12 protein-coding genes are annotated in these 16,108 nt (G+C 74.2%); 6 read left to right on the top strand and 6 right to left on the bottom strand.

The features are described 5' to 3' along the window. Together IDM29_RS08730 and IDM29_RS08725 are read left to right on the top strand one after the other, a co-directional pair. On the top strand, positions 1–980 hold a 980-nt coding region (locus IDM29_RS08730; RefSeq protein ID WP_309232700.1), incomplete at its 5' end, for an iron chelate uptake ABC transporter family permease subunit. Next, positions 977–1,735 (top strand): ABC transporter ATP-binding protein, encoded by a 759-nt coding sequence (locus tag IDM29_RS08725; RefSeq protein ID WP_182112718.1) that lies wholly within the window; start codon positions 977–979, stop codon positions 1,733–1,735. The genes IDM29_RS08730 and IDM29_RS08725, both read left to right, overlap by 4 nt. 28 nt (positions 1,736–1,763) lie before the next feature. Here the strand turns inward: IDM29_RS08725 and IDM29_RS08720 are convergent, their stop codons facing one another. The 5 genes from IDM29_RS08720 to IDM29_RS08700 form a co-directional block, all read right to left on the bottom strand. Further along, positions 1,764–2,588: a siderophore-interacting protein gene (locus IDM29_RS08720; RefSeq protein WP_182112719.1), complete on the bottom strand. Its 825-nt coding sequence runs from the start codon at positions 2,586–2,588 to the stop codon at positions 1,764–1,766. A 108-nt stretch (positions 2,589–2,696) separates the two neighbouring features. Next, positions 2,697–3,272, bottom strand: coding sequence for a hypothetical protein (locus tag IDM29_RS08715; protein WP_220457994.1), 576 nt, complete (start codon positions 3,270–3,272; stop codon positions 2,697–2,699). A 90-nt stretch (positions 3,273–3,362) separates the two neighbouring features. Further along, positions 3,363–3,821, bottom strand: a complete 459-nt coding sequence (locus IDM29_RS08710; RefSeq protein ID WP_182112720.1) for a hypothetical protein — start codon at positions 3,819–3,821, stop codon at positions 3,363–3,365. A 93-nt stretch (positions 3,822–3,914) separates the two neighbouring features. After that, complete coding sequence (locus IDM29_RS08705; protein WP_182112721.1) at positions 3,915–5,993, bottom strand: elongation factor G; 2,079 nt, start codon at positions 5,991–5,993, stop codon at positions 3,915–3,917. A gap of 81 nt (positions 5,994–6,074) precedes the next feature. After that, positions 6,075–6,695, bottom strand: coding sequence for a pentapeptide repeat-containing protein (locus tag IDM29_RS08700; RefSeq protein WP_182112722.1), 621 nt, complete (start codon positions 6,693–6,695; stop codon positions 6,075–6,077). 63 nt (positions 6,696–6,758) lie between these two features. Between IDM29_RS08700 and IDM29_RS08695 the strand changes: the two genes are divergently transcribed. Both IDM29_RS08695 and IDM29_RS08690 read left to right on the top strand, forming a co-directional pair. After that, positions 6,759–9,287, top strand: a complete 2,529-nt coding sequence (locus tag IDM29_RS08695; RefSeq protein ID WP_255500059.1) for a GH36-type glycosyl hydrolase domain-containing protein — start codon at positions 6,759–6,761, stop codon at positions 9,285–9,287. A 106-nt stretch (positions 9,288–9,393) separates the two neighbouring features. Further along, positions 9,394–10,425, top strand: a complete 1,032-nt coding sequence (locus IDM29_RS08690; protein WP_182112724.1) for a hypothetical protein — start codon at positions 9,394–9,396, stop codon at positions 10,423–10,425. Positions 10,426–10,478: 53 nt separating this feature from the next. On the opposite strand, the gene IDM29_RS08685 is transcribed toward IDM29_RS08690, so the two are convergent. Further along, a complete protein-coding gene (locus IDM29_RS08685; protein ID WP_220457995.1) occupies positions 10,479–13,466 on the bottom strand; it encodes a glycosyl hydrolase in 2,988 nt (995 codons plus the stop codon). Positions 13,467–13,715: 249 nt separating this feature from the next. Between IDM29_RS08685 and IDM29_RS08680 the strand changes: the two genes are divergently transcribed. Together IDM29_RS08680 and IDM29_RS08675 are read left to right on the top strand one after the other, a co-directional pair. Next, positions 13,716–14,381, top strand: coding sequence for a hypothetical protein (locus IDM29_RS08680; protein WP_182112725.1), 666 nt, complete (start codon positions 13,716–13,718; stop codon positions 14,379–14,381). 122 nt (positions 14,382–14,503) lie between these two features. Next, positions 14,504–16,108: family 43 glycosylhydrolase (locus tag IDM29_RS08675; RefSeq protein ID WP_188037423.1), on the top strand; the 1,605-nt coding region annotated here is incomplete at its 3' end.

Here is a 16,108-nt window from a genome sequence, read left to right as displayed (position 1 = left end):
CGCCCGCGCGGACGACGTCGTCGGCGGCCGACCGCCGCGCGCGCCGCGTGCTGGCCGCGCTCGGCGCCGTCGCGCTGGTCGCGGTCGCCGCCTTCCTCACGCTCGAGGCGCGCGGCGCGTGGGACTTCGTGCTCCCGTTCCGCGGCGTCAAGGTGCTCGCGCTGCTCCTGGTCGCGTACGCGGTGGCCGTCTCCACCGTCCTGTTCCAGACCGTGACGGAGAACCGCATCCTGACGCCGTCGGTCATGGGCTTCGACGCGCTCTACGTCGCGCTCCAGACGGGACTGGTGTTCGCGATCGGCGCCTCGCGGCTGACGGCACTGGACCAGCACCTGCGCTTCGTGGTCGAGGTCGTGCTCATGGTGGGGTGCGCCGGGCTGCTGTTCCGCTGGCTGTTCAGCGGGACGCGCCGGAGCATGCACCTGCTGCTCCTCGCCGGGATCGTCATCGGCGTCCTGCTGCGCAGCGTCTCGTCCTTCCTGCAGCGGCTCATCGACCCCAACGAGTTCGCCGTGCTGCAGGACCTCATGTTCGCGAGCTTCAACGCCGTGGACACCGAGCTGCTCGGGGTCTCCGCGCTGCTCGTCGCCGCGGCGTCGTGGGTCGCGTGGCGCGAGCGGCACGCCTACGACGTGCTCCTGCTCGGGCGGCCGGCGGCGACGGTGCTGGGCGTGGACCACCACCGCGCGGTGCGTCGCGTGCTCGTCGTCGTCGCGGTGCTGGTCTCGGTGTCCACGGCCCTCGTCGGACCCGTGACGTTCTTCGGCCTGCTCGTGGCCCATCTCGCCTACCACCTCGTGGGGAGCCACCGGCACCGCCACGTCCTGCCCGCCGCCGCGCTCGTCGCGGCGATCACCCTGGTCGGCGGCCAGGCGGTGCTCGAGCACGTGCTCGGGCTGGACACCGCACTGAGCGTCGTCGTCGAGCTGCTCGGAGGTCTCGTGCTCATCGGTCTGCTGCTGCGGGACGGACGCCGGTGATCCGGGTCGTCGGCGCGGTCAAGGCGTACGGCGCGACGCGCGTGGTCGACGGGGTCGACCTCGAGCTGACCCCCGGCGGCGTCACGTCGATCATCGGGCCCAACGGGGCGGGCAAGTCCACGCTCCTGTGCTGCGTCGCGCGCCTGCTCGACCTCGACGGGGGGTCCGTGACGGTGGACGGCCTCGACGTCCACGGCACGCGGGGTGACGTCCTCGCGCGGCGCCTGTCGATGCTCCGCCAGGACAACCACATGACGGCGCGCCTGACCGTGCGCGACCTCGTCGCGTTCGGCCGCTACCCGTGGAGCAAGGGGCGCCCGACGCCGGAGGACGACGTCCTGGTCGACGAGGCGCTCGCGTTCCTCGAGCTCGAGCCCTTCGCGGACAGGTACCTCGACGAGCTGTCCGGCGGGCAGCGGCAACGGGCGTTCGTCGCGATGGTGCTGTGCCAGGGCACGGACTACGTGCTGCTCGACGAGCCGCTCAACAACCTCGACCTGCGACACGCGGTCGCGATGATGCGCCTGCTGCGGCGCGCGGCGGACGAGCTCGGGCGCACGGTCGTCGTCGTGCTGCACGACGTCAACGTCGCCGCCGCCTACAGCGACCAGGTGGTCGCGATGCGCGACGGCGTCGTGGTGCACCAGGGACGTCCGGCCGACCTCATGCAGCCGGACGTGCTGCGCGCGATCTACGACCTGGACCTCGCGGTCCACCACCTCGACGGCCGTCCGGTCGCGGTCCCGGCGCTCTGACCGGGTCCGGAGTCCCGACGGTCGGGCGTCAGCCCTGGGCCTCGGGGGACTTGTGGTCGAAGTTCGCGACCCCGCGACGCCAGTAGCCCGTCATCGACAGGCACTTGCGGTCGACGCCGCGCTCGGTGAGGTCCCGGCGGATCGCCCGGATCGCGCCCGCCTCCGCGCCCGCCCACGCCCAGCCCGGCCCGCCGGCGGGCAGCGGCGCGGCGGCCACGGCGTCGGCGAGGAGCGTCGTCGTGCCCGGCTCGGCATCGCCGCGGTGCAGCCACGTGACCTGCGTGCGCGGGCCGGTGGGCAGGCGCACCTCGTCCTGCGGGCCGCCGACCTCGATGAAGGCCTGCACGGGCGCGCGCCCGCCGAGGCGCTCGAGCCAGTTGGTCAGCGCGGGCAGGCCGGTCTCGTCGGCGACGAGGAGGTACCACGCGCGGTCGTCCGGCCCGACCTTGGACGTCTTGGGCCCGAAGACGCCGAGCTCCTGGCCGACGCCGGCCTGGGCGACCCAGCGTCCGGCCGGGCCGTGCGAGTGCACCGCCATGTCGAGCACCAGCTCGTCCGACGACGGCACGTAGGTGCGGACCGTGTACTCGCGCACCGTGTGCCGCGGGTCCTGGCGACCGCTCCAGTCGGAGAGGTCCGGCAGCACGAGCTCGGCGCCCGGCTCCGGGGGGAAGAAGACCTTGGCGTGGTCGCTCGGGCCGTGGCACGCGAAGCCGGCCAGGTCGCGGCCGCCGAGCGCGACCCGTCGCACCGAGGGTGAGAGGTCCTCCACCCGGTGGACGACCAGGCGCCGCAGCCGGAGGTCGAGGGGGATCTTGCGGACCGGCGACCCTGTCGCCTGGTGTGCGCTCACACCCCCGAGGCTATGGCACCCGGCGGGGTGGCCCGGACGCGGTGCGGGCGGGAGGGGCCGCCGCCGCAGGGTGGCGGCGCCCCTCCCGCGCGTCTCGGCGCGCTCGGGTCAGCGGCTCTGCAGCGCGTCCAGCGCGACGGCCATGGCCGCGGCGACACGGCCGTCGAGGCGCGCCCCCGGGACGGTCACCGTGTAGAAGTCGCGCAGGCCCCAGCGGCGCTCGGACGCCATGACGAGGTTGCCGGCCGGGTCCTTGAAGTCGTAGTGCACGGCGAGCGGGATCCAGTCCTGCACGCGACGCAGGATCGCCACGGCCAGGTTGCGCTCGGAGCCGACCGCGGTGACGCCCGCGCCCTCGAGGTGGTACGTCGAGCTGAGCAGCGACTTCGCGAAGTCCTTGCGGAACATGCCGATCGGCGTGCCGTTCGCGTCCTTGACGTCGTACGTCGCGCCGAGGTCCATCCGCTGCCGGGCCTTGAACGAGAAGACGGGCACGGTGCGCTGCTCGTCCGCGTAGAAGGTGACCTCCTCCTTGAAGGCCATCCGCTTCTGCTGGGCCATCGCGAGGATCGGGCCCTCCTCGCCGTTCGGGCCGAGGGCGCGGATCTCGTAGCGGTTGACCATCATCGTGTACCGCTGCTTGACGGCGAACCGGTCGAGGCCGACCAGGGTCTGGGTGCTCACGGGAGTCCTTCCGGGGGTGGGTGGAGGTCGGGCGCCAGGGTGACACACCTCACCCGTGCGCGGCAGGGCCGACCGGGCGCCGCGCCGATCTCACCGAGTGAGGCCGTTGCGGCGCGCCCACTCCTCGGAGTCCTCGACGGGCACCGCGTCGACCGGTGCCGCGGGGAGCGTCACGGGCGGCGCCCACCTGTCACCCGACGGCGCGGGCGGCGGCGGCGGGGGGACGGGCCCCGGCGCGCCGACGTCGGCTCCGTGGCCGGGACCGAGCGGCGGCATGTCGCCGCCCGCGGGGGCGAGGGGCGCGACCGCGGGCACGCGCCGGTACTGGTCGCCGTCGGGGCCGAGGACCGCGAGCGCCCACAGGGAGCCGCACCGGAAGCACCGCACGTGCTCGGGCTGCACGCCGAGCGGGATCAGCGGGATCCAGAAGATGTGGAACCAGCGCCGGCCCCGCCGGACCTGACCCTCGACGGCGCCCTGGCAGTGCGGGCAGAAGAAGCCCAGCGTCGCCAGCACCTTGTGGAGCACGTACGTCCCGAAGATGAGCATGCGTCCCCCTGGTCCTGGTGGCCCGCGCCGTGCGGACGCGCCGAGGCTAGCGGCTCAGGGCCGCGCCTCCCAGGGGTCCACAGGCTCGGGTGCTCACACGGGCACGGCGAGCCGCTCGACCAGGTGCGCCGGGACGACGTCGTCGTGGTCGTGGACCGCCGTGAACGTCCCGCGGCCGCCCGTCAGGGAGCGCAGGTCCAGCACGTACCGCGTGAGCTCGGCCTCGGGGACCATCGCCTGGATCTCCTGCCGGCCGTCGGGCAGGGAGGTCGTGCCGACGATGCGGCCGCGGCGCGCGGACAGGTCGCCGAGCACGTCGCCCTGGAGCGCCCCGGGCACCACGACGCGCACGAGGGCGATCGGCTCGAGCACGACGGTCCCGGCCGTCGCGAGCGCCGCACGCAGGCCGTGCGCCGCGGCGGTGCGGAACGCCATGTCGGACGAGTCGACCGAGTGGTGCTTGCCGTCGACGAGCTCCACGCGCAGGTCGACCACCGGGTAGCCGTGCGGGCCGCCCGCCGCCATCGCGTCGACCACGCCGCGCTCCACCGCCGGGATGTACTGGCGCGGCACGGCGCCGCCCACCACGGAGTCGACGAAGACGCAGCCGGCACCGCGCTCCGCCGGGCTCACGCGCAGCTGCACGACGGCGAACTGGCCGTGGCCGCCGGACTGCTTCTTGAGCCGCCCCTCGGCTGCCGTCGGGCTCGCGATCGTCTCGCGGTACGCGATCTGGACCGGCTCGGTCGTGACGGAGACGCCGAACTTGCGCGCGAGCCGTTCCAGGGCCACGGCGAGGTGGGTGTCGCCCGTCCCGCGCAGCACGGTCTGGGAGCCCACGCGGTCGACGACGAGCGTCGGGTCCTCGCCCGCGAGGCGCTGCAGCGAGGACGAGAGGCGGTCGTCGTCGGCCTGCGTCACGGGCCGCAGCGCGAGCGCGAACGGCGTGGGGCGCGGCGGCGGGGCGACGACCCGGGCGGGCGTGCCGCGCGGGGACAGCGTCGAGCCGCTCGGCGTGCCCGTGAGCTTGGCGACCGCGCCGACGTCCCCCGCCACGACGACGTCGGTGGGCACGTGCTCCTTGCCCCGCAGGTAGAACATCTGGTGGAGGCGCTCCTCGGTGCCCGTGACGCCGTTGACCAGCCGGTCCTCGGCGCGGACGGTGCCCGTGAGCACCTTGAAGAGCGAGACCTGGCCGACGAACGGGTCCGCCACCGTGCGGAAGACGTGCAGGAGCGGGTCCGCGCCCGGGTCCGCGACGACCTCGACCCGCGTCCCCTCCTGACCGTCGCGGCCGACGACGACGGTCACCGGCCGGTCCGCGGGCGACGGTGCCAGCTCGCACAGGTAGTCGGCGAGGCGGTCGACGCCGACGCCGGTCGTCGCCGAGCCCATGAGCACCGGGAACTCCTGGCAGTCCCGCACCTCGTGCAGCAGCGCCCGCCCCAGCTCGGCCGCCGTGGGCACCTCGCCCGACAGGTAGCGCTCGAGCTGCTCGTCGTCGCCCGAGACGATCTCCTCGGTGACCTCGTCGTGCAGGCGGTGCTCCTCGTCGGCCACGTCGTCGGGCATCGGGCCGGTGCTGTGGCTGCCGTCGGCGGCGTACTCCAGGCCCTCGTCGGAGAGCACGTCCGCGACGCCGTGGAAGCGGTCCTCCTCGCCGAGCGGCAGCTCGAGCGGGACGACGCCCGCGCCGAAGGTCGCCCGCAGCTGGGCGAGGACACGGCGGAAGTCGGCGCGCGGCTTGTCCTCCTTGGTGACGAAGAGGAGGCGGGGGATGCCCGCCTCCTCGCACTGCTGCCACACGAGCTCCGTGCCGACCTCGACCCCGTCGACGGCGCTCACGACCACGACCGCGAGGTCCGCGACCGTCAGGGCCGCGTCGACGCCACCGGCGAAGTCGGCGTAGCCCGGACAGTCGAGAAGGTTGATCTTGTAGGTCTCGCCGTCGGTCGCGGTCCACGTGAAGGGTGCGACCGCGAGGGACAGCGACATGTGCCGCTTGATCTCCTCCGGCTCCGTGTCGCACACGGTGGTGCCGTCCTCGACCCGGCCGGGGCGCGCGACCGCCCGTGCCCGGTGCAGCAGCGCCTCGGCGAGCGTCGTCTTGCCGGCGCCGCTGTGGCCGACCAGGGCCACGGTGCGGATCCTCGGCGTCGATGCCTGGTCCATGCGGTTCTCCCTCGTCGGAGCGGCCCTTGTCAGCAGGCTAGTCACGGGCTCCGGGGCAGGGAACAGGACCTCCGTCCGGGCTCAGTCCGCCCGGACGTCGAGCCCGAGCGCCTCGGCGACGACGAGCGCCTGGCGCAGGTCGATCACCGCCCCCTGGAGCGTGACGGTCAGGGGGTCGAGCGAGGACAGGTCGCTGCCGCGCAGGTCGGCACCGGTGAGGTCGGCGCGCTCGAGCAGCGCCCCCGACAGGTCGAGGTCACGCAGCGTCGCGCCCGCGCAGCGCGCGCCGGTGAGGTCCGCCTCGCGCAGACGGGTGCCGCGGAACGTCGCTGAGGCGAGGTCGGCGCGGGCCAGGGACACGAAGCCCCAGTTGCCGCCGTCGACGCGCACGAGGTCGAACGAGCACCCGTCGAACCGGGAGCCGAGCAGCTTGCAGCGCGTGAGGGCGGCGTCGAAGAACGACGAGTGCGCGAACGTGCAGTTGGTGAACGCCGTGTCCGTGTGGGTGGAGGCGTTGAACCGGACGTTGCGGAAGACGCACTCGTCGAACACCGCGCCCGTCGAGGTGATCTCCGACAGGTCGCAGTCGACGAAGCGCACGCCGTGGAACTCCTCCCGGTCGACCTCCCGGCCCTGCCAGTCCTCGTTCGTGCGGGTCGTCGTCGTCCCGGGTGCCGCGGCACCGTCCCTGCGCTCGGCCATCGTCCGACCCTAGGGCGAGGTCCAGCGATTCGGCCCTGGTGCGCCTCCGCGACGCGCCCTAGGATGACTGACGGTCGTGGGAGCGCTCCCGCGCCGGTCACCGAGGACGAGAGGCACCATCGAATGCGCTACGGGCACTTCGACGACGAGTCCCGCGAGTACGTCATCACGACGCCGCACACGCCCTACCCGTGGATCAACTACCTCGGGTCCCAGGAGTTCTTCTCCCTGATCTCGCACCAGGGCGCGGGCTACTCGTTCTACCGGGACGCCAAGATGCGGCGCCTGACGCGCTACCGCTACAACACGACGCCGTCGGAGGCGGGCGGGCGCTGGTTCTACGTCAACGACGGCGGGGACGTCTGGACGCCGTCGTGGCTGCCGGTCAAGGCGGACCTCGACCACTTCGAGACGCGCCACGGCCTCGGCTACACGAGCATCAGCGGCGAGCGCAACGGCATCCGCGTCGACACGCTCCACTTCGTCCCGGTCGACGAGACCGCCGAGGTGCAGCGCGTCACGGTCACCAACACGTCCGACGTCGTCAAGACGATCACGCTGTTCTCGTACGTCGAGTTCTGCCTCTGGAACGCGCAGGACGACCAGACCAACTACCAGCGCAACCTCTCCATCGGCGAGGTCGAGGTCGAGCCGGAGTCGCCCCACGGCAGCGCGATCTACCACCGCACGGAGTACCGCGAGCGCCGCGACCACTACGCCGTCTACGGCGTGAACGCGCGCGCCGCCGGCTTCGACACGGACCGCGACACGTTCGTCGGCGACTGGAACGGCCTCGGCGAGGCCGCCGTGCCGCGCGCGGGCGCGTCGGCGGGCTCGGTCGCGAGCGGCTGGTACCCGATCGGCTCGCACAGCCTCGCGCTCGAGCTCGCGCCGGGGGAGTCCCGGACCCACACGTTCGTGCTCGGCTACGTCGAGAACCCGCAGGACGAGAAGTGGGCCGACGACGCCCACCAGGTCGTCAACAAGGAGCGCGCGCACGCGCTGCTCGGCCGCTTCGCCACGACGGAGCAGACGGACGCCGCGTTCGAGCGCCTGCGCCAGTACTGGACGGACCTGCTCTCGACCTACTCGGTGCGCTCGTCGGACGAGAAGCTGGACCGGATGGTCAACATCTGGAACCAGTACCAGTGCATGGTCACGTTCAACATGTCCCGCTCGGCGTCGTTCTTCGAGACGGGCATCGGGCGCGGGATGGGCTTCCGCGACTCGAACCAGGACCTCCTGGGCTTCGTGCACCTCATCCCGGAGCGGGCGCGCGAGCGGATCATCGACATCGCCTCGACCCAGTTCGCCGACGGCTCGGCCTACCACCAGTACCAGCCGCTCACGAAGCGCGGGAACAACGACATCGGCTCCGGCTTCAACGACGACCCGCTGTGGCTGATCGCCGGCGTCGCCGCCTACGTCAAGGAGACGGGCGACGTCTCGATCCTCGACGAGCCGGTGCCCTTCGACAACGAGCCCGGCTCGGAGGTGCCGCTGTTCGAGCACCTGACGCGGTCCTTCCGGTTCACCGTCGAGCACCGAGGTCCGCACGGGCTGCCGCTCATCGGCCGCGCCGACTGGAACGACTGCCTCAACCTCAACTGCTTCTCCGACGTGCCGGGCGAGTCGTTCCAGACGACCGAGAACCAGGCGGGCGGGGTGGCCGAGTCCGTCTTCATCGCCGCGCAGTTCGTCCTCTACGGGGCCGAGTACGCGGAGCTCGCCGAGCGTCGGGGCCGGCCCGACGTCGCCGCCGAGGCGCGCGACGCCGTGGCCGAGATGCGCGAGGCCGTGCTGGCGCACGGCTGGGACGGGCGCTGGTTCCTGCGCGCGTACGACTTCTACGGCAACAAGATCGGCAGCGACGAGCACGACGAGGGCAAGATCTGGATCGAGCCGCAGGGCTTCGCCGTCATGGCGGGCATCGGCGTCGGCGAGGGGCCGCACGACGCGGCGGCGCCGGCCGTCCAGGCGCTCGACGCGGTGAACGAGATGCTGGCCACGGAGCACGGCATGGTGCTGCAGTACCCCGCCTACACGACCTACCGGATCGAGATGGGCGAGGTCTCCACCTACCCGCCGGGGTACAAGGAGAACGGCGGCATCTTCTGCCACAACAACCCGTGGGTGATCATCGGCGAGACGGTGCTCGGTCGCGGCGCGCGCGCGTTCGACTACTACAAGCGCATCACGCCCGCGTACCGCGAGGACATCAGCGACGTCCACAAGCTCGAGCCGTACGTCTACGCCCAGATGATCGCGGGCAAGGAGGCCGTGCGGCACGGCGAGGCCAAGAACTCCTGGCTCACCGGCACCGCCGCATGGAACTTCGTCACCGCCAGCCAGTACCTGCTGGGCGTGCGGCCCGGCTGGGACGGGCTGGTCGTCGACCCCCAGATCGGCCCCGACGTGCCGGAGTTCACCGTCACGCGCGTCGCCCGCGGCGCGACCTACGAGATCACGGTGACGAACTCGGGCACCGAGGGAGCGCGCGCCGCGCTCGAGGTGGACGGCGTCGCGATCGAGGGCAACGAGGTCCCGTACGCCCCGGCCGGCGCGACGGTGAAGGTCACGGCGCGGCTGTAGCCGGCGTCGCGGAGGGCCGGTGCCGCACGCGCGGCACCGGCGCTCCGCCGCGTCAAGGCCGCGGTCCGGCGAGCCGATAGCAGGGCGTGACGACGGCGGAGGCGGCATGAGCGTGGTCGGGTGGGCCCAGGGACGGTGGCAGCGCCGCGCCCTCACCGGATCGAGCGCCCAGGCGAGCGCGCCCGTGCCGTTCCGGGTCGAGCGCGTCGCGACGATCGCGGCACCGGCCGCGGACGCGCTCCGGGTGCTGGTGGACCCCGCGAGCACCCCGGCCATCGAGGGGCCTGACACCTTCACGGTGCTGGTGCCCGGCCGGCCGGTCGGCGCCGTCGGCGAGCGCCGCTGCTTCGTGCGGCCGGTGGGGGCGGGCGCCGCGCTGTCGGGCTCCCTGCAGGAGGTCGTGGAGGTCGATCCCGGTCGCCGGTGGGCGTCCGTGGACCTCTCGGGCTCGATGCGGCTGCGCCGCTCGGTCACCGCCGAGCCGGTGAGCCCGGACACGTGCCTCCTGCGGGTGGCCATCGAGGGCGTCGGCCCGGACGGCGTCGCGCGCCACCTGGAGGGCGCGCTCGGGCCGCTGCTCGACCACGACCTGACGGCCGCGGCGCACCTGGTCGCGGGGTGGCCGCCGCCTCCGCCGCCCGAGCCGAACGCCATGCTGCGTCGCATCCGCGCGCAGGACGAGCAGGCGCTGTGGCGCCTCGTGCGCGCGCCGCGCGAGACCGTCCGCGCGCACGACGTCGTCCGGACCTCCGCCGCGCCGGTCCGCGCCTGGCTGGCGGTCGCCGACGCCCGCAACGACTGCTGGGACGACCCGGACCCGGACGCCGTCTCGTTCACCGTCCCCGGTACGCCGCCCGGACAGGTCGGCGAGCTGCGATGCCGCGTCCACCACGGCTCCACGGGGATCGACGGGCACATCGCCGAGGTCATGGCCGTCGACCCGGGTGAGGCGATCGTGGTCCGCGAGCGCGGCCTGGTCGCGGCGGTGCGGACGACGTGGGTGGCGCCCGACGGCGCCGGGACGCGGATCACGCGGGAGGTCGTCGTCGACAGCCCGACCCCCGAGGCCACCCGCCTGCGCCTGGCCGAGGATCTGCGCCGGTGGCGCGAGGCGCTGGTGCGCCACCTCGGCGCCTGAGCGGGCCGAGGGCCGCGCCGCCGCCGGGCGGACGCGGCCCTCGCAGTGCGCGCTCAGCCGTCGTGCGGCAGGCGCAGGGTGGACCCGGCGAGGTCGACGTCGGTCGGCCCGCCCCCGATGACGTTCCAGAGCTCGAGGCGGACGGTGCCGCCGTCGAGGTCGCCCGCCGTCCCGCTCGACGACGCGAGGCCCTGGGCGTGCCCGTACGTCTCCCAGCCGACGACCGGGTCGGTGGCGAAGTACCGGTACGTCTCGACGCGGTCCCAGGTCCCGTCGCCGGTGAGGTCGTACGAGACCCGCGCGCGGATCCCGTTGCCGACGGCGGTGCGTGCGTCGAGCCGGAGCGAGAACTCGGTCGCGCGGCCCGTCAGGTCGGCCTCCAGGTCCCGCGCCTCGAGCACCAGGCCCCGTGCCGGGTCGCCGACGGCGTCCGGGCCCGTGTTGCGCTCCAGGGTGGCGATGCCGGTGCCGGCCGAGGTCGAGAGCCCGTCGGCGCGCAGGTGGAGCGTCAGCGGACCCGACGTCGGCGGGTCCGTGGGCTCCTCGGTCGGTTCGTCCGTCGGCTCGTCGGTCGGGTCGGGCGTCGGCTCCTCCGTGGGCTCGTCCGTGGGGTCGGGGTCCGGCTCCTCACCGGGCCCGCCCGGCCCGCCCTGGCCGGAGCCGCCGCTCCACGTGTGGGCGCCCGTCGTCGCCGTCCGGCCGGCCGGGACGCGCAGCGTCGTGCCGTCCGAGAAGCGGACCGTGAGGTCGGCCGCGGTGACGTTGCTCGCGACGTACGTGCGGGCGCCGTCATCCGTGAAGACCGCCGCCAGCGGGTGGTCGGCGCGGACCTCGGGATCGAGGGTGCCCAGCGCCGCGAGGTTCGCCACCCAGTGATAGGTGTGCGCCCGCGACTCGCCCTCCTCGACCGGGTAGTCCGGCTGGGCGAGCAGCTTCGCGAGGGCCGCGTCGGCGTCGCCCAGCGCCAGGTAGGACCACAGGATGTCCTGCCAGACCGTGGGCTCGCCGCCGTTGGCGGTGACGAGCTCCGCGTAGTTCGCGACGACGTCGTCCGGGCGCAGGCCCAGGTAGAGGTGCCCGCCGGTGATCGGCAGCGTGTTGATGCCCTGGATCATCTCCGCCTCGGGACTGAACCACGTCGAGTAGGTGCCGCCGTCGCCCCAGACCATCCCGAGCGTCGAGTGGCCGAACCCGTCCGGGATGGCCCCCGCGCCGTCGAACCAGTAGGCCTGGATGGCCGCCGCCTGCGTCGCGTACAGGTAGGCGCCGGTGTCGCGCACGGCCGTGTCGCCGGTGGCCTCGCCCCACAGCACCAGCCCCGCGGCGAAGTTCATGCCCTCCGAGCTCGACTCCTGGTTGTTGCCGGCCAGGAACGCGCCGTGGCCGGACGCCCAGTCGTGCCCCGCGTAGATGTCGAAGTCGCGCAGGTACGGGAAGAGCGGGTCGTCCCGGTCGGAGCCGTTGGCGTCCCGGATGAGCAGGTCGACCATGTCGCCGTAGCCCTGCGCCCACGCCGGGTCGAAGCGGGCGAGCGTCGCCGCGGCGGTGATGAAGTAGCCGTAGTGGAAGTGGTGGTCGTTGAGCTCCTTGTCCGAGCCGTACGACGCGGGGAAGCCGACGAGCGTGCCCCAGCCCTCGTTGTACGCGAAGAGCTGCTCGGTCTCTCCGGGGTCGGCCGTGAGCCAGTCCGTCAGCGTCGTGCGGATCTGCGCGAGCGCCGCGTCGCGCACGTCCGTGCGGCCGACCTGGTCGGCGATCTCCGCGATGCGTGCCGCGCGTCCCAGGGCCTTGCCGGTCCAGTAGGTGTCGCTCCCGGGCGGGCCCATCGGGTCCGCGGCGACCTCGTCGAGCAGCGCGTCCAGGCGGGCGCCGGCCTCGCCCGCGCCCGTGGCCACGGCGGGCACCTCGGTGAGGATCCCGGTGAACGGCGTCTCGGTCGTGAACTGCGTGGCCCCGGCGATCGTGGTCATGGTGCCGCGCGGTGACGCGTAGGCGGCGTCGAGGACCTCGCCGTCGGTGTCCGCGAGGTGGTCCGCCTGGTGCGCGTACAGCGACACGACGGTGCCGCCGCTCGTCTCGAGCGTGTAGGTCGTGCGGACGACGCCGGCCGCCTCGTCGTAGTCGTAGTCGGCGCGGGTGCCCGTCACCTCGCTCGACGACGCCGCGTACCGGGTCGCCAGGGCGCGGCGGTCGTCGTCGTCGGCGCCCGCCGGGGTGGGCAGCACCGCCACGGCGAGCCGGCCCTCGCCGGCGAGCGCGGAGCGCAGCGTCGTGCCCGAGGTGGTCCACGAGGCGCCGTCGGGGGCGACGGCGACGTAGTCGGAGCCGCCCGAGGTGAAGCCCACCGTCCCGCCGTCGTCGTGCCAGACCCGCAGGTCCGCCTGCGCGCTCAGCACCGCGTCGCCGCCCGTGAGCTCGTACCAGCTGAACGGGAGGCCGTGGCCGATGGTCGCGCGCAGCGTGCGGGTGCCGTCGGACCACGACGGCGTCACGGTCCAGTCGCTCCAGTCCGCGACCTCGACGACGGGGGCATCGAGCCCTGCGACGCCGACGAGCACGTCCTGCGCGTAGGGGTGGTGGAACTCACCGATGCCACCGGGCGTGCCCGACAGGACGGGCTCGGGCGTGTAGCCGAGGCCGAGGCCCTGCGTGGTCGGCTGGTAGGAGAGCGGGTGCGCGTGCAGCGGCTCGCTCGTGGTGCAGCTCCAGCGCTTGAAGACCAGGGACGACCACCAGTCGTTCGTCGGGATCGCGCCCGCGGGCGCGTCGTCCGTGAGGAACGCGCGCGGGTCCGAGGCGAGCGGCTCGCAGCCCTCGGGCGCCGGGCCGACGACGTCGGTTGTGTAGCTGCCCTCGCCGACGGGTCGCGTCTCGGCGGTCGCCGTCGCGGAGCCGGCGAGGACCGAGACCGCCAGAGCGGCGGCCGCGACGAGGCCGACGGACCGCCGGTGCCGTCGCCGGGCGGCCGCCGGCCCGGCGGTGGCGGCCGGCAGCGGGGCGCGGCGCGCCAGGTCGTGGTGCGGGTCGTGGTCGTGGTGCACGGTGCTCACCTCGGCGGTGGCGGATCGGGCGCAGGCCTCGACCCCACCGGATGCTCGCCGCCGCGTCGTTGCGGCGGTGGGAGCGGCCCGTACGCCCGCCGTTGGACGACTGTGACCGGTCCCAGTTCCGACGGTAAGCACGGTCCGTGGAAGGCGCCACCCGAGATGAGACCGGTCCCAGAACCGTGGTTCCTCGTGGTGACGTGGCGCACCCTTGACCGGTGCGGCGCACGCGGCCACGGTCGGGCCATGAACATCGTGAGGATGGTCGGGTCCGAGGAGGAGGGGGGCGACGGCGACGGCGGCCGGCCGTCGTTCTCCCCGCCCGACCACGAGGTTCCCGGCATCGCGCCGGGCGGCGGCGTCCTGACGCGCAGCGCGGACGCGGCACTCGTGCTCTGCGGTGTGCGCGTCTACACCACCGGGCTGGTGCTCGACGTCGGCGCCCGGCTCCGGGTCGAGCCCGACCCGACCCGCGACGTCTTCCGGGACGTGCACCACGAGGTGCTGATCGGTGTCGAGCTCGCCGACGGCCGCACGACCACGACGCTCGAGGCGGAGCACCACTGGCAGCGGCCGCCGGACGTCCTGACCTTGCGGCCGCTTGGGGGCCGCGGAGGTGGCCGGGCCTACGACCTCACGTCGTGGCTGTCGCCCGCGCCGCCGCCCGGCGACGTCGTCGTCGTGGCCGCCTGGCCGGCGCTCGGGCTGGGGGAGGGGCGCCTCGTCGTGCCCGGGGACGCGCTCGCCGCCGCCCGGTCCGACGTCGTGACGCTGTGGCAGCCGGCTCCCGCGCGCGTCCGGACCCCTGAGGAGGCGCCACGGCCGCAGGTCGAGCCGGGCGGCTGGTTCGAGCGCGCGCTCGCGCGGCCGCGGGAGGACGGCGCGGCGGCGTCGCCCAGAGGCGGGCCGTGACAGGCGTCTGAGGTGCAGGGCGGTCGCCGCCGGAATGGTCGGCGTGCGATCACGGTGGGGGGCGGGTACAAGGAGATGTCCCTGTTCCCCATCACCCCCTCTCCCGATCGGCAGGCACTGCAATGACGCAGAGCACCTCGCTGTCCGTCGTGGGCCGGGTCGCCGCGGCGGGTCTTCTCGTCGTCGGCCTCGCGCTCACCACCACTCCGGCGGCCGCGGGGGGAGGTGGCGGTGGCGGGCACGGCGGTGGCGGGCACGGCGGTGGCGGGCACGGCGGTGGCGGGCACGGCGGTGGCGGGCCGGGGTCGGGCGCCGACGCGACCGGGACCGAGTACACCAACCCGGTCAGCGCGCCGTTCGCGGACACCTTCGCCGACCCCGCCGTGATCCGCGGCCTGGACGGCTGGTGGTACGCGTACGGCACGACCGACCCGCTGCGCGAGGGCGAGGGAACCCGGCACCTCCTGCCGATCTCGCGGTCCACCGACCTGGTGACCTGGGAGTACGTCGGCGACGCGTTCACCGAGGCGACGCTGCCGGCCTGGGCCGACGCCTCGCGCGGGGCCGCCCTGTGGGCGCCGGACATCCGCTACGTCGACGGCGAGTACCGCCTCTACTACGTGGTCACGGAGACCACCGTGACCGGGGAGCCCAACGACAACGCGATCGGGGTCGCGACCGCGCCGTCGCCCGCGGGGCCGTGGACGGACTCCGGCGACCCGGTGGTCGACCCGCGAAACAACGGCGGCGAGGGCAACTACCTCTGGACGTTCGACCCGCACCACGTCGTGGGGCCCGACGGCGTCGAGCACCTGTTCTACGGCTCGTACTACGGCGGGATCTGGGTCACCGAGCTCGACGAGACCGGCACCGAGGCGGTGGGAGAGCCCGTCCAGGTGGCCGTCGACAACAAGTACGAGGGGGCCTACGTCGTGCAGCACGACGGGCTCTGGTACCTGTTCGCGTCCTCGGCGAACTGCTGCGCCGGGCCCACCACCGGGTACAGCGTGCATGTGGGCCGCTCCGAGTCGATCACGGGCCCGTACGTGGACCGCGAGGGCGTGCCGCTGCTGCAGTCGCGCGCCGGCGGGACGCCCGTGCTCGCGCCGAACGGGAACACGTGGGTCGGGACCGGGCACAACGCCCTGGTCACGGACCTCGCGGGTCAGGACTGGATCGTCTATCACGCGATCGACCGCACCGACCCGTACCTCGACGGGACCGACGGCATCAACGAGCGGCCCATGCTCATCGACCGGCTGGACTGGGTGGACGGCTGGCCCACCGTGCGCGCCGGTGCGTGGGCGTCCGACGACGTCCAGCCGGGCCCGGTCACGGGCGGACGTGCGGTCACGTCGTTCGACCAGGGGATCCGCGCGCCGTGGCAGGGCAGTGCGTGGCGCGCGGCCGACGACGCGCAGTCCGGCCGGCACGCCGTCGCGCGGCGGGCGGGTGAGCTGATCACCCGGCACGCCCTGCCGGGCGACGTGCGGGTCGAGGCGGACGTGCGCCTCGACGGGGCGGTCGCGGGCGGCGTCGTCACGGGTTTCCGCGAGGGACGCGGCGGCTGGTCGTGGGGATGGCGGGGGACCGACGCCCAGGGCGCCGGGGCGCAGGGTGTGGAGGCGCAGGGCGGCGCCGAGGCGCAGCGCGGTCGCGGGGGCGGCCCCGGAGGCCGCGAGCCCGAGCAGGTGGCGGCCTGGGTCGACGCGGCGAGCGGCGAGCTC

Source organism: Actinotalea sp. JY-7885 (assembly GCF_014525465.1).
Lineage (GTDB): Bacteria > Actinomycetota > Actinomycetes > Actinomycetales > Cellulomonadaceae > Actinotalea.
The sequence above is the reverse complement of the archived record's forward strand: the minus strand, read 5'-3'. Positions and strand labels throughout refer to the sequence as shown.